The sequence below is a fragment of the Micromonospora sp. Mcm103 genome (assembly GCF_024519755.1).
Taxonomy (GTDB): Bacteria; Actinomycetota; Actinomycetes; order Mycobacteriales; family Micromonosporaceae; genus Micromonospora; species Micromonospora aurantiaca.
In genome coordinates this window covers 135,106-155,485 of the sequence record NZ_JALJRJ010000005.1, presented here as the reverse complement: position 1 = coordinate 155,485, position 20,380 = coordinate 135,106, and the positions used below count along the sequence as shown (strand labels likewise).

Below are 20,380 nucleotides of genomic sequence, written 5' to 3'. Positions count from 1 at the left end.
TCCCGTGACACCTGACGAGTACGTCGAGGCGGTGCTGTCGCTGGTCGAGCGGATCCCGCCGGGGCGGGTGATGTCGTACGGGGCGGTGGCCGACGCGCTGGCGGAGCGCTCGGGACGGGCGTCGCCGCGACTGGTCGGCTCGATCATGGCGCGGCACGGTGGCGGGGTGCCCTGGCACCGGGTGGTGAACTCCGCCGGCCGGCTGCCGCCGGGCCACGAGCGCAAGGCCCGGGAACGGCTGCTCGCCGAGGGATGTCCGTTACGCGGGGACCGGGTGGACCTGGCGGCGGCGTCCTGGTCGCCGGACGAGGGGTGACCCGACCACGTCGGAGACGGCCGGGCGTTCAATCGTGACGGCGCCTCATCGCGGCCAGTCCGAGAACGCGTGGCGGAGGTCGCGGATCTCCGCCGGGGTGAGGCGGTAGAGCGCGAAGACGGTGTCGGGCAGGCGGTCGAGGCGCTGTAGCGCGTCCTGGAACTCTTCGTCGGTGAGCGCCGGGTCGGCCCGCAGTGCGAGGTCCACCAGGTCGCTTCTGCTGTAGCGGCCGAGGGCGGCGGCGACGTCGATGTAGTCGCGGGGCTGGGCGCGGGTGACCATGGCGGCGACCTTGGTGCCGATCACGTCGTCCAGGTGCAGCACCGGCCCGACGTCGAGCACGATCGGGCTGGTGCTGCGCGCGAAGCGTACGAGCTGCAGCCGCACGGTCCGGTCGTCGCGGCGAACCTCGAACTCGGTCATGTCGTGTTCGAAGCCGTAGAAGACGTCGTCCAGCTCGGTGGGCTCGGCGATGGTGTCGACCTGGAAACCGGCATCGAGCAGGGTGGCGTGTACCAGCTCGGCGGCGGCGGTGACCCCGCCGTCGACATCGGTGAACAGGTCGACGTCCTCGGTGGGACGGGCGCCGATGCCGTGGGCGATGAGGGCTTGCCCGCCGGCGAGGGCGAAGCCGTGCCGGCCGGCCACGGCGAGCGCGATACGGGCGACCTCGTGCTGGAACGGGTCCGGCGCCGGTGACATCAGGCGGCGACGTCCCGGGCGCGCAGCACCGGGTGACTTTCTTCCCAGGCGCGGCGGACACCGCGGGGCACGTACAGCTCGGGCCACAGCCGGACGAGGGTGGGGCCGTGCAGCCAGGTGCGCAGCTCGTCGGGGTGAACGGCTTCGGTGAGCACCGTCTCGTACATCCAGGCGAGCAGACCCGGAACATCGAGGTCGACGTGCCGGTCGGGTTGCCAGAACAGCCGGTGGGGCAGCTCGACCACACCGGCGACCGGGCCCTGCAACTCGCTCAGGTCGGGGACCACGACCGCACGACGGCCGGGGCGGGCCTCGTACGGTGCCCGCGAGCTGCGGACGGATCGGGCCGGGTCCATGCCCTCCAGGGTAGCGGTGCCGACCTGCGCCTCACCGCGACTCGCGCGCGACTGTCGGCATCGACGAGCAGCGCAGCACCCGGGAGGGGATGTGACCCGGGCCATAACGTGAGTAGCATTCGGCTCCATGACAGCTTCGGGCCTGCCCCGCCGGGTGCACCTCGGGTACGCGCTGGGTTCCCTGGTCACCGGCGCGTTCGGCACCGTGCCCGGGCTGCTCCTGCTGCCGTACCTCACCGACACGCTCGGCGTCGCCGCCGGGCTGGCCGCCCTGCTGGTGCTGCTGCCGAAGGCGTGGGACGTGCTCGTCAACCCGGTCGCCGGGCGCATCTCCGACCGGACCCGCTCCCGCTGGGGCGCGCGCCGGCCGTACCTGCTCGGCGGCGGGCTGGCGCTCGCCGTGCTGTTCGCCTCGATCTTCGCCGCGCCGTTCGCGAACGGTCCGGCCGCCGCCGCGTACGTGGCGCTGGCGTTCCTGGCGACGGCCACCGCGTTCGCGTTCTTCCAGGTGCCGTACGTGGCCATGCCGGCCGAGCTGACCGCCGACCCGGCGGAGCGTACCCGGTTGATGACCTGGCGGATCGCGGTGCTGGCGCTGGCCATCCTGGTCTCCGGCGCGGTGGCCCCGGCGGTGGTGAGCGCGGGCGGCGACGGCGTGCCCGGCCACCGGTGGATGGGCCTGTTCGTAGCCGTGCTGATCGTCGCCGGCACGGTCGGCGTCTTCCTGGGCACCCGGTCGGCACCGACCGGGACGGCGGGGGAGAGCGAGCCGAGCCTGCGCGCGCAGCTCGCCGTCGCCACCGGCAACCGGCCGTTCCGGGTGCTGCTGATCTGCTTCGTGATCCAGTCCGCCGGGGTGGCCACCGTGCTGGCCGGGGTGAAGTACTTCGCCGACCAGGTGCTGCGCGAGCCGGACAGCGGCCCGACGCTGCTGTTCGCCTGCTTCGTCGCGCCCGCGCTGCTGGTCATGCCGCTGTGGTCGCGGGCCGGCGCGCGGCTGGGCAAGCGGGCCTCGCTGGTCGCCGCGTCGCTGATCTTCGCGGTGGGCGCGCTGACCCTGGTCGCCGCGCCCGCGCTGCCCGCCGCCGCGGCCTACGCGGTGGTCGCGGTGATCGGCGTCGGGTACGCGGGCCAGCAGGTGTTCGCGCTGGCCATGCTGCCGGACTGCATCGCGTACGACACGGCGCGCACCGGGCGGCGGCAGGCCGGGGTGTTCACCGGGCTGTGGACGGCCGGGGAGACGTTCGGGCTGGCGCTGGGGCCGGGCATCTACGGGCTGGTGCTCCAGCTCTCCGGTTACGTCTCGTCGTCCACCGGAACCGCCGCCGTCCAGTCCGACACGGCACGGCTCGGCGTGCTGCTCGGCTTCACCGTGCTGCCCGCCCTGCTGGTGGCGATCCCGCTGGTGCTGCTGCGCGGCTACACCCTGACCCCGGCCCAACTGGCCGCCGCACCCGTGGTCGATGACGCCGCGCCGGCCGCGCGGGCGTGAGCACCGGCCCGTCCAGGAGAGGAACCACCCGATGACCGACACGGCAGGCGGAGGCGCGCTGCCCGCGCGGGGGATGCCCGCGACGGACGTACTGGGCGAGATCCGCGCGCTGCGGGCCGCCGACCGGCCGACCCACGGCGGGCGGCTGTTCGCGTACGTCTACGACCCCGGCGTGGCCGGGCTGGACGAGCTGGCGCAGGCCGCGTACGCGGAGAGCGCGCACGTCAACGGCCTCGACCCGACCGCGTTCCCGTCGCTGCTGGCGATGGAGAACGCGCTCGTCGGCGCCGCCGCCCGGCTGCTCGGCGGCGGGCCCGGCACCGGCGCGCCGGACGTGGTCGGCAGCGTCACCAGCGGCGGCACCGAGTCGCTGCTGCTCGCCGTCAAGGCGGCCCGGGACGCCCGCCCCGATCTCGCCGAGCCGCGGATCGTGGTGCCGGCCACCGCGCACGCCGCGTTCGCCAAGGCGGCGCACTACCTGCGGGTCGCGCTCGACACCGTGCCCGTCGACCCGGTGACGCTGCGCCCGGACGTGGCGGCGGTGGCCGCCGCGATCCGCCCGGAGACCGTGCTGGTGGTGGCGTCCGCGCCGTCGTACGCGCACGGGGTGGTCGACCCGGTGCCCGAGATCGCCGCCGTCGCGGAGGCCGCGGGGGTGCGCTGCCACGTGGACGCCTGCTTCGGCGGCTGGGCGCTGCCCTGGCTGCGCCGGCTCGGCACGCCGGTGCCGCCGTTCGACTTCGCCGTGCCGGGGGTCACCTCGATCTCGGTCGACCTGCACAAGTACGCGTACGCGCCGAAGGGCGTCTCGGTGCTGCTGCACCGCGATCCGGCGCTGCGCGCCCCGCAGTTCTTCGCGTACGCGGACTGGCCCGGGTACACGATGGTCAACCCGGTGATCGCCTCCACCCGGTCCGGCGGGCCGATCGCCGCCGCGTACGCCACACTGCGGCACCTCGGCGAGGACGGCTACCTGCGGCTGGCCGCCGCCACCCGGGACGCGGTCGCCGCGCTGGCCGGCGCGGTACGGGCCACCGGCGGTCTGCGGCTGATGGCCGAACCGGAGACCACAGTGGTCTGCTTCACCAGCGACGGCCCGGGGCTCGACCTGTTCGTGCTCGTCGACGAGCTGACCGAGCGTGGCTGGCACACCCAGCCCCAGCTCACGTACGCCGATCTGCCGGCCAGTGTCCACCTCACGGTGACCGCGGCGGTGGCGCCCCGGGTGGCCGAGTTCGGTCCGGCGCTGGCCGAGGCGGTCGCGGCGGCCCGCGCCGCCGGGCCGGTGGTGCTGCCGCCGGAGCTGCTGGCGCTGGCTGGCAGCCTCACGCCGGAGGCCCTCACCCCGGAGCTGGTGGCGGGGCTTGCCGGCGGGCTCGGTTTGGCCGGCGGCGCCGGTGTGCCGGACCGGATGGCGGTGGTGAACACGCTGCTCGACGCCGCCCCGGCGCGGCTGCGGGAACGGCTGCTCGCCGAGTTCGTCGGGCTGCTCCAGCGCCCCGCCTGGTGACGAACACTCGTCCGTTCGGCGGAGAAGTCGGGCGTTTCGGTGCCGGAACCGGTGTCCGTCCCTGCCTAGCATCAGGGCACATCGATGACACGGGGAGTCTTGCATGATCACCGCTAAGTCACCACCTGTCCGCCGGCTCGTCGCAGTGGTCGCGGCCGGCGCGCTGGTCGGCCTGGCGCCGGCCGGTACCGCCCCGGCCGCCCCACAGGGCCCGGACCGCAGCGCCGACGTCTCAGTCGTGGACCCCGGGTGGGCACCCGACCCGCTGACCGACGGGGTGCCGCAACTGCCCTCGCGGGACGTGGCGAAGACCAAGGAGCAGCAGCGGCGGGAGCGGGCGAGCGGGGCCACCGCCGCCGCCACGTACGCCCGCGACGGGCCCCTGCCGAAGCCGCTGCCGCTCGCCGCCCAGCCGACGAACAGCAACCCGGCGCCGCTCGTCGACAGGGGACTGCACGACGCGCAGGGCGTCCGCATGTTCAGCTTCGCCGGGAAGACCTGGAACCACCCCGTCGGCCAGGCGCAGTGGGGCCTGAGCAACCTGGCCGCCTACCGGACCAGCGGCGACAAGCGGTTCCTGGACCGGGCCGTCGCCAACGCCCAGCGCAACATCGACCGCCGGGTCGAGTCGCGGGGCGCCTGGTGGTACCCGTACGACTTCGACCTGAGCCGCTGCACGGGCCGCCCGCTGCTGCGCGCGCCCTGGTACAGCGGGATGGCGCAGGGCGAGATGCTGAGCCTCTTCGTCGGCCTGGCCGAGATCACCGGCGAGGCCAAGTGGCGGACGGCCGCGGACAACACGTTCCTGAGCCTGACCCTGCCGGTCGTCTCCAACGCGCCCTGGGCTAGTTGGGTCGACCCCAACGGCTACCTGTGGCTGGAGGAGTACCCGGTGACCTTCGGCACCACCGGGGAACGGGTGCTCAACGGACACACCTTCGCCCTCTACGGCGTGTACGACTACTGGCGGCTCACCGGCGACGAGCGGGCGGTCGCCGTCTTCGACGGCGCGGCGAGCACCGTCCGGCGGTACCTGCCGACCCACTTCCGGGTCAACCGGTGGGCCAGCAACTACTCGATGGGCTGCGCGCAGCCGCACGTGAAGTACCACCAGGTCCACACCGCGCAGAACCTCAAGCTCTACGAGATGACCACGTCGGCCGTCTTCGCCACGTACGCGTACCTGCTGCGCTCGGACTACCCGGCGCCCGCCGTCAACGGTGCCGTGTCGTTCGCCGCCGGCACCCACGTCGGCTACACCTTCTCCAGCACCGGAGCCGTCAAGAGCCAGAAGACGCTCAAGCTCGCCCGGGCCTCCGGCGCCCAGGCGAGCCAGCGGGTCCGCGTGTACGGGCGGGGCATCTACTACCAGATCGCCAACGGCGCGCTCGCCGGTTACCTCGTCCCCGAGGCGTACGGGCAGCGCGTCCTGCTCGGCAAGGCGGTCGAGCACCGGTACGACCCGGCCCGGACGCTCTCCTTCCAGCCGGGTACCTACACCGGGTACGCGTACGACGCGGCGGGCAACGTGACCGGCTCCAAGCGGCTCACGTTCTCGGCCGCCTCGATCGCGCCGCTGGGCGCCACGGCCTGGGTGAACGGCCGGCTCAGCTACCAGGTCACCGCCGGGGCGTACGTCGGCTACTGGCTGCCCCACACCACCGGACTGGCCTTCACCTGAGCCTGAGCAACGTGCGGCCCGCCCGGAGTCCGGGCGGGCCGCGGTGTGCGGTGGCTCAGTCGGTCGCGCGGACGCTGAACGTCGTGCTGTTGTCCGCCGGGTCGACGTCCGCCACCGGCTCGCTCTCGTAGACGGCCGCCACGGTGAACGAGCCGCTGCCCAGCGCGCCGGCCGGAGCCCGCAGGACGACGTCGAACGTGCGCTCCTCGCCCGGCATGAACCGGCCGCCGGGGACGTCGAACCAGTCCGGGAAGCTGGGCAGGTCCTGCGGGTCGGTGGCCCACACCTCGACCCCGGCGGGCAGGCTCGCCCGCACGTCGAGCCGGAACGACGGGGCGTCGTTGCCGTAGCGCACTGTCACCGGCGTCCGGCCCAGCAGAGCCCCGTCGGCCTGGCGGGTGAGCGTCACGTCGCCACCGCTGATGGTCAGGTCCGTCTCGGTGGCCTGCCGGTAGACGCGCGGATTGCGGACGCTGCCCGAGGTGGACCGGAACACGGTCCGGAAGGAGTCCCGGTCCGACACCCGGGTGCCGCCGTCCGGTACCACCGCGACCGAGCCGCCCAGCGCGGTCATCGGGTAGGCGCGCGCTGTCGTCCACACCTGGAAGTCCAGGCGGAGGGTCACGCTTGTGCCGGCCGTGACCCGGCCGCCGTAGCTCTCGACGACCCGGCGGTTCTGCTCCATCCCCACCGTGAACCAGGGCGAGCCGTTGTCGAGGCCGGTGAAGGAGCCACCGGCCGGCTCGGTGATGCGCAGACCGGCGGTGGCGTCGGCCCGGCCCCGGTTGCTGATCGTCGTGGTCAGCGTCCCGACGTACCCCTTGCCGGTCGGCGTCAGCACCAGCGTCTCGGTGTCGACGGTCAGCCGCGCCGTGGTGCCGCCGGCCGCGGCGGCCGGCGCGGCCGGCGCGAACAGCGCCGCCGCCCCGGCGAGCAGCGCGGCGGCCACTCGTGTGGTCCGTGTGGTCATGAGAAGGTCCTCCGGATCCCCGTGGTGGGCGGCGGTGGTTCCGTCCGCCCGGCAGTGGTGACACACGCCGGCACCGCTGATCGTTGCGCGGGTGCCCTGTCGGGGGTACGACACCGGAACGGGGCCGCGGGCGCTGTGGTTGACTGGCACCTCGGGGTTCTGCGAGGGAGGCCAGAGATGCAGGTGCCGGCCGTGCTCGGCGAGCCGATCCGGTTCGTGCTGAACTGGGGCCGCCGCTACTCGCTCTGGGTGTTCAACTTCGGCCTGGCCTGCTGCGCCATCGAGTTCATCGCCACCAGCATGGGCCGGCACGACTTCATGCGGCTCGGCGTGATCCCGTTCGCCCACGGGCCCCGGCAGGCCGACCTGATGGTGGTCAGCGGCACCGTCACCGACAAGATGGCCCCGGCGGTCAAGCGGCTCTACGACCAGATGCCCGAACCGAAGTACGTGATCTCGTTCGGCGCCTGCTCGAACTGCGGCGGCCCGTACTGGGACTCCTACTCGGTGACGAAGGGCGTCGACCAGCTCATCCCGGTCGACGTGTACGTGCCCGGCTGCCCGCCCCGCCCGGAGGCGCTGCTGCACGGCATCCTGCGTCTCCAGGAGAAGATCGCCGCCGAGCAGTCGGGCATCGGCGGCGTACCCCGGCCGGACGCGCTCACCTCCCCGGCGGACGCCGTCGCGCGGCCGGTCGAGGCGCTCACCGCACCCCCGGTACGTCCACCGGTCGGCTGACCCGTCGGGTGGCGGCGCGGGGCTAGCCTGCGGCTCATGACCGACCTCGCGGAGGAGCGCTCCGCATTCATCATCGACGTGCTGACCGAGGAGTTCGGCGCGTCCATGGCGATCGACCCGGCGGCGTTCCGCCGCAAGTTCCGCAAGATGGCGGCGTCACCGTTCGCCTTCTACCGGGGCAGCGCCGCGCTGTTCTACGCCGACCAGCGCGGCGACTTCGGCAGCGACCGGTTCCTCGACGAGCGGACCAGCCGGGTGTGGATCCACGGCGATCTGCACGCCGAGAACTTCGGCACCTACATGAACGCCTCCGGGCAGCTCGTGTTCAACGTCAACGACTTCGACGAGGCGTACGTCGGGCCGTTCACCTGGGACCTGAAGCGCTTCGCCGCGAGCGTGGCGCTGCTCGGCTACGCCAAGGCGCTCTCCGACCGGGTGATCGGCGAGCTGGTGACCGGCTTCGCCCGGTCGTACCTGGGCGAACTGCGGGCCATCGCCGCGGGCGGGGACGACGCGATCGGCTCGATCACGCTCGACAACGCCGACGGTGTGCTGCGCCGGGTGCTCCAGCAGGCACGGCTGAACACCCGGGTGGACCTGCTCGCCGCGCAGACCACGATCGACAACTACGAGCGTCGCTTCTCCCTCGGCGACGGCGTGCACGAGATCGACGACGCCACCCGGGAGAAGGTCTGCGCGGCGTTCGCCGACTACCTGCACACGCTGCCGGACTCGACCACCCGGATGCGCCCGGTCGCCGCCGGCATCAAGGACGTGGTGCTGCGTAAGGGCGTCGGCATCGGGTCGGCCGGGCTGCCGTCGTACAACCTGCTGCTGGAGGGGCACACCCAGGCGCTGGAGAACGACGTCGTCATCTACATGAAGCAGGCGCAGGTGCCGGCCGTGGCGCGGTACGTCGACGACGAGCGGGTCCGGTCGTACTTCCGGCACCAGGGGCACCGCACCGCGGAGTCGCAGCGCGCGTTGCAGGCGCACGCCGACCCGTGGCTGGGCTTCACCGAACTGGACGGCGTCGGGCAGCTCGTCGCCGAGGTGTCCCCGTACGCGGCGGACCTCGACTGGGCCGACCTGAACGAGCCGGAGGAACTGGCGGGCGTGCTCGCCGACCTGGGCCGGGCGGTGGCCCGGATGCACTCGGTCGCCGACGACGAGTCCAGCCACGACCTGGTCGACTACTCGACCGAGGAGGCGATCGTCGCGGTCGTCGACGCCGACCCGGAGGCGTTCGTCGACTACCTGGTCGACTTCGGGCACCGGTACGGGATCCGGGCGCGCGAGGACCACCAGCTCTTCGTGGACCTGTTCCGCAACGGCCGGCTACCCGGCATCTGAGGGGCCGGGGCACCGGATCCGGCGCCCCGCCTCACTGCGTGAAGTCCAGCACCGCCTTGATGTCCTCACCGACCGAGGCGTACGCCTGCCGGTAGCTCGACAACGGCACCCGCCGGGTGATCAGCGAGGTCAGCCACGACTGTTCGGCCTGGGCGAGCGCCTCGGCGGCCATCTCCCAGTGCCGCCGGCCGGCGTTCACCGAGCCGAACACCACGTTGTTCTCCAGCACCAGTTCCCGGTTGAGCGCACCGGCGTCGAAGTTGATCGTCCGGCCGCCGCTGGAGACGCCGGTCAGGCAGACGATGCCGGTGGGCGCGGCCTTGCACATGGCGTCGAGCACCACAGTGGGCGCGCCGGTGCACTCGATCACCACGTCCGGCTTCACGTCCAGCTCGGGCACCGTCGACGTGTGGTACGTCGCCCCCAGCGCCCGGACCAGCTCCGGCTTCGGCCCGGTGGTGTTGCGGTCCAGCACGTGCACCGACAGCCCACGCTGGCTGCCGAGCAGCGCGGCCAGCAGCCCGATGGGCCCGGCACCGGTGACCAGCACCGTCATCGGTTTCCACTCGGCCCGGCGGCCGATCCGCTCGATGTGGTCCCACGCCTTCGCCACCACGCTCGTCGGTTCCAGCAGCACGCCCACCGACGCGAGCGCCGGGTCCAGGCCGACGGCGAACTTGGGCTGCAACCGCCAGCGTTCCCGGGCGAAACCGGGCAGCGCCTTGATGCCGTGCTCGGTGTACCGACCGTTGCGGCACATGTCCCACTCGTCCACCGCGCAGTTCGCGCACGGCACCGGGTCCGGGTGGCGGACCACGCCGGCGACCAGGTCGCCGGCCTGCAACGTGCCGGTCGGGTCCTCCAGCACGCGGCCCAGCGACTCGTGCCCGAGCACCAGCCGCTCCTGGCCCGGCGGCGCCTCGCCGTACTCGCCGGCCACGATCTCGTGGTCGGTGCCGCAGACACCCACCGCCAGCGCCTCGACCAGGATCGCGCCCTCCTCGGGCGGCGGCTCGGGCCAGTCCTCGGCGAGCCGCAGCGAATCCGGGACACCGGGGGTCACAGTCACAGCGCGCACGGACCTCATCTTTCCGCGCGCTGCCGCCGCCCGTCCGGCGAAGCGGCGATCCCGGCACGGACGGCCCGACCCGGCCGGCAGCCGTCGGCCATAGGATCAGCGCATGACTCCGGAAGAGGTCGGCCGGCGAGTGGTCGCGCTGCTCGCGCCCGTCGAGGCCACCGCGTCCGTGTCCGGCGGTCAGGGGTACGCCCGCGCCACCGTCGACGTACCCCCGGCGAGCTGGGCGGACGCGGTGCGTGCGGCACGCGACGACGCCGAGCTGGATCTCGACTTCCTGGACTGGCTGTCGGCGGTGGACGAGCTGGCCGACGGCTTCGACGTGGTGCTGCACCTCTGGTCGGTCCGGCACCGGCACGGGCTGCTGCTGCGCACCCGGGTGCCCCGGGACACGCCTGTCGTCGCGTCGGTGGTCGACCTGTTCCCCGGCGCCGCGTGGCACGAGCGCGAGACGCACGAGATGTTCGGCATCGACTTCGCCGGCCACGGCGAGCTGCGTCCGCTGCTGCTGCCACCCGAGTTCGAGGGGCACCCGCTGCGCAAGGAGTTCGTCCTCGCCTCCCGGGTCGCCAAGCCGTGGCCCGGCGCCAAGGAGCCGGGCGAGTCGGAGGCGGGCGGCGGCCGCCGGCCGGTCCGGCCGCCGGGCGTGCCCGCGCCGGGTGAGTGGGGCACGACGCCCACGCCGGCGGGTGCGGCGGGTGCCGGTGAGGGCCCCCGAGGGGGTACGCCGGCGCGCCCGGCCCGGGAACGCCCGGCGCGGCCCGCTCCGGGGGAGCGTCCGGCGCGCCCTGCTGCCGCTGAGCGTCCGGCGCGGCCGACTGCCGGGGATGCTCCGGAGCGGCCTGCTTCCGGGGAGGCCGGGCCGGGGTCAGGTGCTGCTCTGGGGGCCGACGAGGCGGGTCCGCTCGGGCGGCCGTTGCCGGGGGAGCGGCCGACCGGGCCGCCCCGGCAGGAGCCGGAGCCGGGCGCGGCGGGGGAGAGCTGATGCCGGACTGGTTGGAGCTGGTCCTGCGCGTGGCGGGGGTGCTCGTCGCGTTCCTCACGCTGCCGCTGATCGTGGGCCAGGCCGAGCACAAGGTGATGGCACACATGCAGGGCCGGCTGGGTCCGATGTACGCGGGTGGCTTCCACGGCTGGGCGCAACTGGTCGCCGACGGCATCAAGTTCGTGCAGAAGGAGGACGTCACCCCGCGCGACGCGGACCGGCCGGTGTTCCGGCTGGCGCCCGCGGTGGCGCTGGTGCCGTACCTGCTGGTGCTGCTCGTCATCCCGCTCGGGCCGGGTGACCTGGTCGCGCAGCCGCTGGACATCGGCCTGTTCTTCGTGCTCGCCGTGGTGGGCGTCGGCGTGCTGGCGGTGCTCATGTCCGCGTGGGCGTCGGCGAACAAGTACAGCCTGCTCGGCGGGCTGCGCGGCGCGGCCCAGCTGCTCGGGTACGAGCTGCCGCTGGTGCTGGCCGCCGCCTCGGTGGCGATGGCGGCCGGCACGCTCAGCCTGCCCGGCATCGTGGAGGCGTGGCAGCCGTGGTGGCTGCTCTGGCAGGCCCCGGCCATGGTGATCTTCTTCGTGGCCGGGCTGGCGGAGATCCGCCGCCCGCCGTTCGACATGCCGGTGGCCGACTCCGAGCTGGTCTTCGGCTACATGACCGAGTACACCGGCCTGCGGTTCGCGTTCTTCCTGCTCGCCGAGTACGTCGGCATCGTGGTGATCGCGGCGCTGACCACTGTGCTGTTCCTCGGCGGCTGGCAGGGTCCGTTCGCCGACGCGCAGCTCGGCTGGCTGTGGACGCTGCTGAAGGTCTTCGCCGTCGCCTTCGTGATCATCTGGCTGCGGGTGAGCTACCCGAGGCTGCGCGAGGACCAGCTCCAGCGCCTCTGCTGGCTGGTCCTGGTCCCCCTGGCCCTGGCCCAGCTAGTCCTCACCGCCGCAGTCCGCCTGGCCCTGTAACCCACCGTCCCTCCCTCCCCGCCCCGCCCGGCCCGGCCCGGCCCGGCCCGGCCCGGCCCGGCCCGGCGATCTTGCACTTTCTGCCCCGGCGAAAGGGGCAAAGTGTCCAGGCCTAGGGCCCAAAGTGCAAGATCGGCGGGGCGGGGCGGGGAGGGATAAGGCGGGGCGGTGAGGCGGGGCGGCGAGGGAAGGGCGTGGGTCAGCGCAAGGGGGTGTGGGACGGGTCTACCCGCTCGGACTCGGGTGGGGGCGGGGGCGGGGTGCCGTCGCCGAACGGGCGGCCGCCCAGCTCCTCCCGCCCGTGCGGGGTCAGCCAGTTGCTCAGGTCGGGGCCGAGCGGCACGATGCCCGTCGGGTTGATGTCCCGGTGGACCTCGTAGTAGTGCCGCTTGATGTGGTCGAAGTCGATCGTGTCGCCGAACCCGGGCGTGGTGAACAGGTCCCGGGCGTACGCCCACAGCACCGGCATCTCGCTGAGCTTCTGCCTGTTGCACTTGAAGTGCCCGTGGTAGACCGGGTCGAAGCGGACGAGCGTGGTGAACAGCCGTACGTCCGCCTCGGTGATGGTGTCGCCGACCAGGTACCGCTGACCGGCCAGCCGCTCGCTGAGCCAGTCCAGCCGGTCGAACAGCCTGTGGTACGCCTTGTCGTAGGCCTCCTGGCTGCCGGCGAAGCCGCACCGGTAGACCCCGTTGTTGACGTCGGCGAAGACGACAGCGTTCACCTCGTCGATCTCGCCGCGCAGCGGTTCCGGGTAGAGGTCGGGCGCGCCCGGCCGGTGGTGGGCCGTCCACTCGGTCGTGAGGTCCAGGCTCATCTGCGCGTAGTCGTTCGTCACCACCTGCCCGGTGGGCACGTCGACGAGCGCCGGGACGGTGATGCCGCGCTCGTAGCCGGGGAAGCGGGCGAAGTACGCGTCGGCGAGCCGCTCGATGCCGAGCACCGGGTCCTTGCCGTCCGGGTCGAGGTCGAACGTCCAGCTCCGCTTGTCGTGGGTGGGCCCGGCCACGGCCATCGAGATGGCGTCCTCCAGCCCGAGCAGGCGCCTGATGATGATCAGCCGGTTGGCCCAGGGGCAGGCCCGGCTGACCGCCAGCCGGTAGCGCCCCGGTTCCACCGGCCAGCCGTCCCGCTCGTCCGCGGTGATCCGGGTGGCGATGTAGCGCTGATCCCGGGTGAACTCGCCACCCGGCTCCACGTACTTGCCGCCGGTCCGGTCCAGGACCTCGTCGTCGCTGCCCACACCCACCTCCGAGTTCGCTTCTCGTTCCCATCATTGTCGCTCCGGCCGCTCCCGGCAGGGCGAGTGCGTCACCGAGGGGCATAGGCTGCCCGCCGTGATCGATGTGGAGGCGGCAGTCCGGCGTTTCGTCGCCGACGTGTGGAACGCGGGGCGCGAGGAGAGCGCGTACGAGCTGGTCGCGGCGGACTGCCCAGGGCTCGGCGGTACCGGCCCGGCGGCGATGCTGGCGTGGCACCGGGACCGGCGGGCGTCGTTCCCCGACCTGCGCTACAAGATCGTCGACGTGGTGGCGACAGGTACGCGGGTGGCGGTGCGCTGGCGGGCCGCCGGCACCCAGGCGGGGCAGTTCGGCCCGGTGCCGCCGACCGGCCGCGTGGTCAGCTACTCCGGTGCCACGTTCCTGCGCTTCGACGACGACGGGCGGATCGTGGACGTGTGGAGCGTCAACGAGCTGTTCCAGCTGCTCCAGCAGCTCGGGGTGGAGATGCTTCCCCCGCTCACACCCGGCGAGGCGTGATCCGGCCGCACGCGCGGGACAAAGCGACGGGTGGTGGTCGCGCGCGCCCGGGCCACAGGGCAGGATGGGCGGCATGAGCGAGCACGGTGGAGTGCCCGGCGGGGGCCTGGTGAAGGGCCTGGCGGTCACGTTGAAGACGATGACCCGCCGCTCGACCACCCAGCAGTACCCGGACGTCGAGCCGGAGCTGCCGCCCCGCTCCCGTGGCGTGATCGCGCTGCTGGAGGAGAACTGCACCGTCTGCATGCTCTGCGCGCGCGAGTGCCCGGACTGGTGCATCTACATCGACTCGCACAAGGAGGAGGTGGCGGTGCCCGGCGCCGCCCGCCCCCGCCAGCGCAACGTGCTCGACAAGTTCGACATCGACTTCTCGCTCTGCATGTACTGCGGCATCTGCGTCGAGGTCTGCCCGTTCGACGCGCTCTACTGGTCGCCCGAGTTCGAGTACGCCGAGTACGACATCAAGAACCTGCTGCACGACAAGGACCACCTGGGCGAGTGGATGGCCACCGTGCCGCCGCCGCCGGCTCACGACCCGCTCGGCGACCCCTCCAAGGAGGAGACCACCGCCGCCCGGAAGGCGGCGGGTCCGTCGGCCCGTCCGGCTCCTTCCCGGGTACGCCCCGACGCCGCCACCGATCCGGGCGGAGGGGCTGCCTCATGACCGGTGCGGACGTCCTGCTGCTGGCGCTGGGCGCGGTGGCGGTGGGTGCGGGTGCGCTGGTGGTCGCCACCCGCCACCTGGTCCGGGCCGGGCTGTGGCTGGTGGTGTGCCTGGGCGCGCTGGCCGGTGACTACCTGGTGCTGACCGCTGAGCTGGTGGCCTGGGTGCAGGTGCTCATCTACGTCGGCGCGGTGGTGGTGCTGCTGCTGTTCGCGGTGATGCTGACCCGCGCGCCGATCGGCCCGTCGGACGACCTGGACCGGCCGGGCTGGGCCGCAGCGCTCGTCGGCGCGGGCAGCGGCCTGGGCCTGGCCGTGCTGCTGATCGACGCGTTCCGCTGGTCCCGGGTGGACCTGCCGGCCGCCGGCACCGCCGAGCGCATCGGCGAGCAGGTGTTCCGTTCCTGGGTGCTGCCGTTCGAGGTGCTGTCGGTGCTGCTGCTGGCCGCGCTGGTCGGCGCGATCGTGCTCTCCCGCCCCGACATCGGCCGCCGGCCCGTCGACGCCGCGCAACCCGCCGACGAGGGTGGGCGCCGGTGAGGCCGGTCATCCCGTACGTCACCGCCGCGCTGCTGTTCGGCCTCGGCGTGTACGGCGTGCTGCGCCGCCGCAACGCCGTCCTGGTGCTGATGGCGGTGGAGTTGATGCTCAACGCGGTGAACCTGGTGCTCGTCACCGCCGACACCACAGTCAAGGCCGTGCTGCCGCACTCCGGGCAGGTGTTCGCGCTGTTCGTGATCGTGCTCGCCGCCGCCGAGATCGGTGTCGGGCTCGCCATCGTGCTCCAGCTCTACCGGCTGCGCGCCAGCGTCACAGTCGACGACGTACCGCTCGACGAACCGGCGCCGGCGGTCGCGGTGGCCCCGGCCGAGCAGCCGAACGCGCAGGGAGCGGTCCGGTGAGCACGCCGATGCTGTGGCTTGCCGCAATCCTGCCCGCCGCGCCGCTGGTCGCCGGGCTGCTCGGCCTGCTGCTGCCGCCCGCCCCGCGTCAGGACCGGGCGTCGGCCCGGCGGTCGGCGATCGCGCTGGGCGTGGCCGGTGCGGCCGTGTCGCTGCTGGCCGCGCTGGCGCTGCTGGTCCGCGTGGACGCCCCGGTCGAGGCGTCCACCACCTGGATCGACCTGGGCGGGCTGCGGGTCACGCTCGGCCTGCGCCTGGACGGCGTGGCGGTGCTCGTCGCCACCGCCGTCGCCGCCGTCGCGCTGGCCGTGCAGGTCTACTCGATCGGCTACCTGCGCCGGGGCCCGCACGACGACGTGGACGTCGACCACCGCTACCCGCCGTACGCGGCCCAGCTCAGCCTCTTCACCGCCGCCATGCTCACGGTGGTGGTGTCCGGTGACCTGATCATGCTGCTGGTCGGCTGGGAGGTGATGGGCGTCTGCTCGTACCTGCTCATCGCCCACGACCGGCGGCTGCCCGAGGCTCCCGGCGCGGCGGTCAAGGCGTTCCTGGTCACCCGGGTGGGTGACGTCGGCTTCCTGCTCGGCATCGCGCTGCTCGGCGTGGGCGCGGGCAGTTTCCGGATCGCCGACGTGCTGGCCCACGACTACGGCACCGGCACGCTCACCGCCGCCTGCCTGCTGCTGCTCGCCGGGGTGGCGGGCAAGAGCGCCCAGTTCCCGCTGCACACCTGGCTGCCCGACGCGATGGCCGGTCCCACGCCGGTGTCCGCGCTGATCCACGCCGCCACGATGGTCGCCGCCGGGGTGTACGCGGTGGCCCGCCTGTTCCCGCTGTTCGAGCGCGCACCGGCCGCGCTCGCCGTGCTGGGCGTGATGGCCGCGATCACCATGCTGCTCGGCGCGTTCGCCGCCACCGCGCAGGACGACATCAAGCGCGTGCTCGCCTGGTCCACGGTTTCGCAGATCGGCTACATGACCGGGGCGCTGGCGGTCGGCGCACCCGCTGCCGCGCTTTTCCACCTGCTCAGCCACGCCGCGTTCAAGGCGCTGCTGTTCCTCGCCGCCGGTGCGGTGATCCACGCCGTCGGCACCACGCTGATGTCCCGGATGGGCGGCCTGCGTACCGCCATGCCGGTGACGTTCTGGTGCATGGTGGTCGGCCTGGGCGCGCTGGCCGGCGTACCCCCGCTCTCGGGTTTCTGGAGCAAGGACGGCGTGCTCGCGGCTGCCGAGGCGGCCGCGCTCGACGGCGCCGGGCCGACCGCCGCCTGGGTGGGCTGGCTGGTCTGGCTGGCCGGGCTGGTCGGCGTGGCGGTGACCGCCTGGTACGCGACCCGCCTGCTGCTGCGCACCTTCCTCGGCGCCACGCGCACGCCGCTGCTGCGCCCGCACGACCCGCCCGCGCTGCTGCGCTGGCCGGTGCTGCTGCTCACGGTCCCGGCCGCGCTGCTGGGCCTGGCCGCGTTCGCGCAGTGGTTCGCCGACCGGCTGCGCGTGCCGGGCGACGACACCGGCGAGGCGGTCGAGCTGGTCCACCTGGCGCCGAACCTGGTCCTGCCGTTCCTGCTGCTGCTCGCCGGTGCGGGCGTCGCCTGGGCGGGCTGGCGCCGCGATCCGGCCGCCGACCCGGCCCGCTTCCTGGGTCCGCTGCGGCCGGTCTTCGCCCGGGCGTTCCGGCTCGACGACGTCCAGCACACAGTCGTCGTACGCCCGGCGGGCGCGCTGGCGCGGGTCGTGCGTACCGGTGACGAACTGGGCGTGGACGGCCTGGTCGAGGGCACCGGCCGGACGGCGGTCGAGGTGGGCGGCGGCCTGGCCGCGCTGCACCGGGCGGCGCTGCCGCGCGCGGCGGCCGGGGTGCTCGCCGGCGCGCTGCTGATCGGCCTCGCGGTCGCGCTGATCGGAGTGACCTCATGACGTTCGGGCAGGTGCTGCTGGTCGCCGTGGTGGCGGTCCCGGCGCTCGGCGCGCTGGCCGCTGCCGTCGTGCCCGGCGACCGGGCCGGCCGGGTGGCAGGCACCGCTGCCGCCGCGCTGACGCTGCTGGCGACGCTGCCGCTGGTCGGCGGCGACCACGGCTGGTTCGGGTACGGGCCACGCCCGGCGGTGCAGCCGTGGCACCAGCTCGACGTGCCGTGGGTGCCGGGGCTCGACCTGCGCTTCCACCTGGGCGTGGACGGCATCTCCTGGCCGCTCGTGGTGCTGACCGCGCTGCTCACGCTGCTGTGCTGCGCGTACACGCTGTGGCGGGTGCCGCCCGGCGGCGGCAGCGGGCGGGCGCTGGTGGCGCTGCTGCTGGTGGTCGAGGTCGGCATCCTCGGCACGTTCCTCGCGCTCGACCTGGTGTTGTTCTTCCTGTTCTTCGAGGTCGTCCTGCTGCCGATGTACGCGGTGATCGCCGGCTGGGGCGGCGCGGACCGTCGCCGGGCGGCCCGCAAGTTCGCGCTCTACACACTGTTCGGCTCGGTGCTGCTGCTGGTCGGCGTCTACGTGGTGGTGTCCGCGGCGGGCACCGCCGACCTGGTCGCGCTCACCGGCGGTGCCGGGCTGTCCCGGGGCACCCAGCTCGCCGCGTTCACGCTGCTGGCGCTCGCGTTCGCGGTGAAGAGCCCGCTCTGGCCGCTGCACTCGTGGCTGCCCGACGCGCACACCCAGGCGCCCACAGTCGGCAGCGTGATCCTCGCCGGGGTGCTGCTCAAGATGGGCACGTACGGGCTGATCCGGGTCGCCGTGGGCGTCGCCCCGGAGGGCGCCCGCTGGGCCGCGCCCGTGCTCGGTGTGCTCGCCGTCGCGGCGATTCTGATCGGTGGCCTGGTCTGCCTGGCGCAGGACGACCTGAAGCGGCTGATCGCGTACTCCAGCGTCGGGCACATGGGCTTCGTGCTGCTCGGGGTCGCCACGCTCACCGCCACCGGGATCCAGGCCGCGCTGATCGGCAACATCGCCCACGGCGTCATCACCGGCCTGCTGTTCTTCCTGGCCGGGGCGGTAAAGGACCGCGCGCACACCGGCTCGCTGGCCGAGTTGTCCGGGCTGCGGGAGACCGCGCCCCGGCTGGCCGGGCTGCTCGGCTTCGCGGCCGTCGCCTCGCTGGGGCTGCCCGGCCTGGCCGGGTTCTGGGGTGAGGCGTTCGCCGTGGTCGCCGCCGTGCAGCGGGGCGGCCCGCTCTGGCTGACGCTTGCAGTGCTGGCCGCGCTGGGCGGGGCGCTCACCGCCGCGTACTTCCTGCGGCTGCTGCGCCGGGTCACCCACGGGCGGCCCAGCCCGGCGGTGGCGGGGCTCGCACCCGGGCTGGCCGGGGCGGAACTGACCGCCTGGGCGCCGCTGGTGCTGCTCGCGCTCGCGGTCGGCCTGGCCCCGGCGCTCGTGCTGTCGTACGCCTCCGGTCCGGTGGAGGCGCTGCTGGGGGTCGTCCCATGAGCCTGGTGCAGCCTGTCGACAACCTGGCGATGCTGCCTGCGTACCTGGCCGCCGGCACGGCCGTGCTGGTGCTCCTGTTCGACCTGCTGGTGGCCCGGTCCGCCGTCACGGTGGCGGTGGCGGCGCTCGGCGCGGCCGGTACCGCGGCCGGCGCGGCACTGGTCGGGGCGGCCGGTGAGCGGCGCACGTTCTGCGTGGGCGCGGACTGCTCCTGGGTGTGGGGTGGCCGGGCCGCTCTGGTCGGGGCGGTGATCGCCCTGCTCACGCTCGGCGTGCTGGCGCTGTCCGGCCCGCTGCTGCGCGCCGGGCGTACCCCGGTCGGCGAGTACTGCTTCCTGCTCGCCTGCGCGATGACAGGCGGCGTGGTGCTCGGCGCCGCGGGCGACCTGATCACGCTGATCGTGGCGCTGGAGACGCTGACGCTGCCGCTGTACGTGCTGGTCGGCCTGCGCCGGGGCAGCCTCGCCGGTGCCGAGGCGGCGGTGACGTTCTTCGTGGTCAGCGTGGTCGCCACCACTGTGACGCTGCTCGGCGCGGCGCTGCTCTACGCGGTCACCGGCACCCTGCACCTGGACCGGCTCGGCGCCACCCTGGCCGCCCGCGACGACCTGACCGACCTGCCGCTGACCACGGTCGCGGTGGCGCTGGTGGTGGCCGGGCTCGCGTTCAAGGTCGCCGCCGTGCCGTTCCACGCCTGGGCCCCTGCCACGTACGACGGCGCGCCGCTGCCGGTGGCCGCGTACCTGTCGACCGCCTCGAAGCTCGGTGGTGTGGTGGCGCTGCTGGCTGTGGTGCAGCGGGCGCTGCCGGGTGACCTGACCGGCCCGGTGCTGGCGGCGCTGGCGGTGCTGACCATGACCGTCGGCAACCTGGTGGCGCTGCGTCAGCGGCGTACCGTGCGGTTGCTCGCCTGGTCGTCGGTGGCCCAGGCGGGGTACATCCTCGCGCCGCTGGGCGCGCTGGCGCTGGCCGCGGGCCGCACCGGCGACGCGCGGGCGACCGCGTACGCCGCAGCCGTCGCGTACGCGATCTTCTTCGTGCTGCTGGAGCTGGCCGCGTTCGCCGCGGTGGTGGCGTTGCGCCCGGCGGACGGCGACGGCGGCACGCTGGCCGACCTGCGCGGCGCGGCGCGGCGGCACCCGTGGGTGGGCGGCGCGTTCGCGCTGGCGCTGATCGGGCTGGCCGGGTTGCCGCCGGGCCTGGCCGGGCTGTTCGCCAAGGTGACGGTGGTACGCGCGCTGCTGGCCGGGCACGCGGGATGGCTGGCGCTCGTGGTGGCGCTGAACGCGGTGATCGGCCTGGCGTACTACCTGCGGGTCACCGCGTCCCTCTACGCGACGCCGACCGGCGTGGCGACGGTCCGGCCCGCCCGGACCGTGGTGCTGGCGCTCGGCGTGGCCACGGTCGCCGCGGTGGTGATCGGTTTCGCACCGCAGCTCGTGCTGGACGTGGCGTCGCGCTGACCGGTTCCTGCCCGGATGGGCGACC

20 protein-coding genes are annotated in these 20,380 nt (G+C 73.9%); 15 read left to right on the top strand and 5 right to left on the bottom strand.

Annotated elements, in window-relative coordinates; translation table 11 throughout:
* The first annotated feature begins 4 nt into the window (after nt 1-4).
* Nucleotides 5-316, top strand: a complete 312-nt coding sequence (locus OC439_RS09800) for an MGMT family protein (RefSeq protein WP_262013120.1) — start codon at nt 5-7, stop codon at nt 314-316.
* A gap of 45 nt (nt 317-361) precedes the next feature.
* Here OC439_RS09800 and OC439_RS09795 read toward each other — a convergent pair whose 3' ends face one another.
* Complete coding sequence (locus OC439_RS09795) at nt 362-1,018, bottom strand: nucleotidyl transferase AbiEii/AbiGii toxin family protein (protein WP_262013119.1); 657 nt, start codon at nt 1,016-1,018, stop codon at nt 362-364.
* On the bottom strand, nt 1,018-1,374 hold the full coding sequence (locus OC439_RS09790) for a hypothetical protein (protein WP_262013118.1): 357 nt from the start codon (nt 1,372-1,374) through the stop codon (nt 1,018-1,020). Before OC439_RS09790 ends, OC439_RS09795 begins: the two co-directional genes overlap by 1 nt.
* A gap of 127 nt (nt 1,375-1,501) precedes the next feature.
* Here OC439_RS09790 and OC439_RS09785 point away from each other — a divergent pair, with 127 nt between their 5' ends.
* The 3 genes from OC439_RS09785 (at nt 1,502) to OC439_RS09775 (ending at nt 6,057) form a co-directional block, all read left to right on the top strand.
* The gene (locus OC439_RS09785) at nt 1,502-2,866 is read left to right on the top strand and encodes an MFS transporter (RefSeq protein ID WP_262013117.1); all 1,365 of its coding nucleotides are present in this window, start codon (nt 1,502-1,504) and stop codon (nt 2,864-2,866) included.
* A gap of 31 nt (nt 2,867-2,897) precedes the next feature.
* Complete coding sequence (locus OC439_RS09780; protein WP_262013116.1) at nt 2,898-4,376, top strand: pyridoxal phosphate-dependent decarboxylase family protein; 1,479 nt, start codon at nt 2,898-2,900, stop codon at nt 4,374-4,376.
* 103 nt (nt 4,377-4,479) lie between these two features.
* Nucleotides 4,480-6,057 (top strand): D-glucuronyl C5-epimerase family protein, encoded by a 1,578-nt coding sequence (locus OC439_RS09775; protein WP_262013115.1) that lies wholly within the window; start codon nt 4,480-4,482, stop codon nt 6,055-6,057.
* Nucleotides 6,058-6,112: 55 nt separating this feature from the next.
* Here the strand turns inward: OC439_RS09775 and OC439_RS09770 are convergent, their stop codons facing one another.
* Nucleotides 6,113-7,027 carry a hypothetical protein gene (locus OC439_RS09770; RefSeq protein ID WP_262013114.1) on the bottom strand — a complete coding sequence of 305 codons (915 nt, stop codon included), beginning with the start codon at nt 7,025-7,027 and terminating at the stop codon, nt 6,113-6,115.
* Between the two features lie 177 nt (nt 7,028-7,204).
* Between OC439_RS09770 and OC439_RS09765 the strand changes: the two genes are divergently transcribed.
* Both OC439_RS09765 and OC439_RS09760 read left to right on the top strand, forming a co-directional pair.
* Nucleotides 7,205-7,765, top strand: coding sequence for an NADH-quinone oxidoreductase subunit B (locus OC439_RS09765; RefSeq protein ID WP_013288676.1), 561 nt, complete (start codon nt 7,205-7,207; stop codon nt 7,763-7,765).
* 36 nt (nt 7,766-7,801) lie between these two features.
* Nucleotides 7,802-9,118: a DUF2252 domain-containing protein gene (locus OC439_RS09760; protein ID WP_262013113.1), complete on the top strand. Its 1,317-nt coding sequence runs from the start codon at nt 7,802-7,804 to the stop codon at nt 9,116-9,118.
* A gap of 31 nt (nt 9,119-9,149) precedes the next feature.
* Here OC439_RS09760 and OC439_RS09755 read toward each other — a convergent pair whose 3' ends face one another.
* Complete coding sequence (locus tag OC439_RS09755; protein WP_262013112.1) at nt 9,150-10,196, bottom strand: glucose 1-dehydrogenase; 1,047 nt, start codon at nt 10,194-10,196, stop codon at nt 9,150-9,152.
* A 103-nt stretch (nt 10,197-10,299) separates the two neighbouring features.
* Between OC439_RS09755 and OC439_RS30335 the strand changes: the two genes are divergently transcribed.
* Nucleotides 10,300-11,181: an NADH-quinone oxidoreductase subunit C gene (locus OC439_RS30335; protein ID WP_410054905.1), complete on the top strand. Its 882-nt coding sequence runs from the start codon at nt 10,300-10,302 to the stop codon at nt 11,179-11,181.
* Nucleotides 11,181-12,143 carry an NADH-quinone oxidoreductase subunit NuoH gene (gene nuoH / locus OC439_RS09745; protein WP_013288672.1) on the top strand — a complete coding sequence of 321 codons (963 nt, stop codon included), beginning with the start codon at nt 11,181-11,183 and terminating at the stop codon, nt 12,141-12,143. The genes OC439_RS30335 and nuoH overlap by 1 nt, the downstream gene beginning before the upstream one ends.
* A gap of 199 nt (nt 12,144-12,342) precedes the next feature.
* Here nuoH and OC439_RS09740 read toward each other — a convergent pair whose 3' ends face one another.
* Nucleotides 12,343-13,386, bottom strand: coding sequence for a glutathione S-transferase family protein (locus OC439_RS09740; protein ID WP_262013111.1), 1,044 nt, complete (start codon nt 13,384-13,386; stop codon nt 12,343-12,345).
* 94 nt (nt 13,387-13,480) lie between these two features.
* On the opposite strand from OC439_RS09740, the gene OC439_RS09735 reads away from it, so the two are divergent.
* From OC439_RS09735 to OC439_RS09705, 7 genes are all read left to right on the top strand, one after another.
* Nucleotides 13,481-13,903, top strand: coding sequence for an ester cyclase (locus tag OC439_RS09735; protein WP_262013110.1), 423 nt, complete (start codon nt 13,481-13,483; stop codon nt 13,901-13,903).
* A gap of 73 nt (nt 13,904-13,976) precedes the next feature.
* Nucleotides 13,977-14,567 (top strand): NuoI/complex I 23 kDa subunit family protein, encoded by a 591-nt coding sequence (locus tag OC439_RS09730; RefSeq protein WP_120573060.1) that lies wholly within the window; start codon nt 13,977-13,979, stop codon nt 14,565-14,567.
* Nucleotides 14,564-15,106, top strand: coding sequence for an NADH-quinone oxidoreductase subunit J (locus tag OC439_RS09725; RefSeq protein WP_194801447.1), 543 nt, complete (start codon nt 14,564-14,566; stop codon nt 15,104-15,106). Before OC439_RS09730 ends, OC439_RS09725 begins: the two co-directional genes overlap by 4 nt.
* Nucleotides 15,103-15,468 (top strand): NADH-quinone oxidoreductase subunit NuoK, encoded by a 366-nt coding sequence (gene nuoK, locus OC439_RS09720; RefSeq protein ID WP_262013109.1) that lies wholly within the window; start codon nt 15,103-15,105, stop codon nt 15,466-15,468. Before OC439_RS09725 ends, nuoK begins: the two co-directional genes overlap by 4 nt.
* Nucleotides 15,465-17,390 carry an NADH-quinone oxidoreductase subunit L gene (locus OC439_RS09715; RefSeq protein WP_262013108.1) on the top strand — a complete coding sequence of 642 codons (1,926 nt, stop codon included), beginning with the start codon at nt 15,465-15,467 and terminating at the stop codon, nt 17,388-17,390. Before nuoK ends, OC439_RS09715 begins: the two co-directional genes overlap by 4 nt.
* On the top strand, nt 17,387-18,892 hold the full coding sequence (locus OC439_RS09710; protein ID WP_262013107.1) for a NuoM family protein: 1,506 nt from the start codon (nt 17,387-17,389) through the stop codon (nt 18,890-18,892). The genes OC439_RS09715 and OC439_RS09710 overlap by 4 nt, the downstream gene beginning before the upstream one ends.
* Entirely contained in the window at nt 18,889-20,355 is a 1,467-nt protein-coding gene (locus OC439_RS09705; RefSeq protein WP_262013106.1) for an NADH-quinone oxidoreductase subunit N, read from the top strand. The genes OC439_RS09710 and OC439_RS09705 overlap by 4 nt, the downstream gene beginning before the upstream one ends.
* Nucleotides 20,356-20,380 lie beyond the last annotated feature (25 nt).

Excerpts from the sequence above, each read along its gene's own strand:
- nuoH (WP_013288672.1), top strand. The coding sequence starts at position 11,181 with ATGCCGGACTGGTTGGAGCTGGTCCTGCGCGTGGCGGGGGTGCTCGTC.
- OC439_RS09710 (WP_262013107.1), top strand. The coding sequence starts at position 17,387 with ATGACGTTCGGGCAGGTGCTGCTGGTCGCCGTGGTGGCGGTCCCGGCG.
- OC439_RS09705 (WP_262013106.1), top strand. The coding sequence starts at position 18,889 with ATGAGCCTGGTGCAGCCTGTCGACAACCTGGCGATGCTGCCTGCGTAC.
- OC439_RS09770 (WP_262013114.1), bottom strand. The coding sequence starts at position 7,027 with ATGACCACACGGACCACACGAGTGGCCGCCGCGCTGCTCGCCGGGGCG.
- OC439_RS09725 (WP_194801447.1), top strand. The coding sequence starts at position 14,564 with ATGACCGGTGCGGACGTCCTGCTGCTGGCGCTGGGCGCGGTGGCGGTG.
- OC439_RS09795 (WP_262013119.1), bottom strand. The coding sequence starts at position 1,018 with ATGTCACCGGCGCCGGACCCGTTCCAGCACGAGGTCGCCCGTATCGCG.
- OC439_RS09765 (WP_013288676.1), top strand. The coding sequence starts at position 7,205 with ATGCAGGTGCCGGCCGTGCTCGGCGAGCCGATCCGGTTCGTGCTGAAC.
- OC439_RS30335 (WP_410054905.1), top strand. The coding sequence starts at position 10,300 with ATGACTCCGGAAGAGGTCGGCCGGCGAGTGGTCGCGCTGCTCGCGCCC.
- OC439_RS09780 (WP_262013116.1), top strand. The coding sequence starts at position 2,898 with ATGACCGACACGGCAGGCGGAGGCGCGCTGCCCGCGCGGGGGATGCCC.
- OC439_RS09775 (WP_262013115.1), top strand. The coding sequence starts at position 4,480 with ATGATCACCGCTAAGTCACCACCTGTCCGCCGGCTCGTCGCAGTGGTC.
- OC439_RS09790 (WP_262013118.1), bottom strand. The coding sequence starts at position 1,374 with ATGGACCCGGCCCGATCCGTCCGCAGCTCGCGGGCACCGTACGAGGCC.
- OC439_RS09730 (WP_120573060.1), top strand. The coding sequence starts at position 13,977 with ATGAGCGAGCACGGTGGAGTGCCCGGCGGGGGCCTGGTGAAGGGCCTG.
- OC439_RS09760 (WP_262013113.1), top strand. The coding sequence starts at position 7,802 with ATGACCGACCTCGCGGAGGAGCGCTCCGCATTCATCATCGACGTGCTG.
- OC439_RS09785 (WP_262013117.1), top strand. The coding sequence starts at position 1,502 with ATGACAGCTTCGGGCCTGCCCCGCCGGGTGCACCTCGGGTACGCGCTG.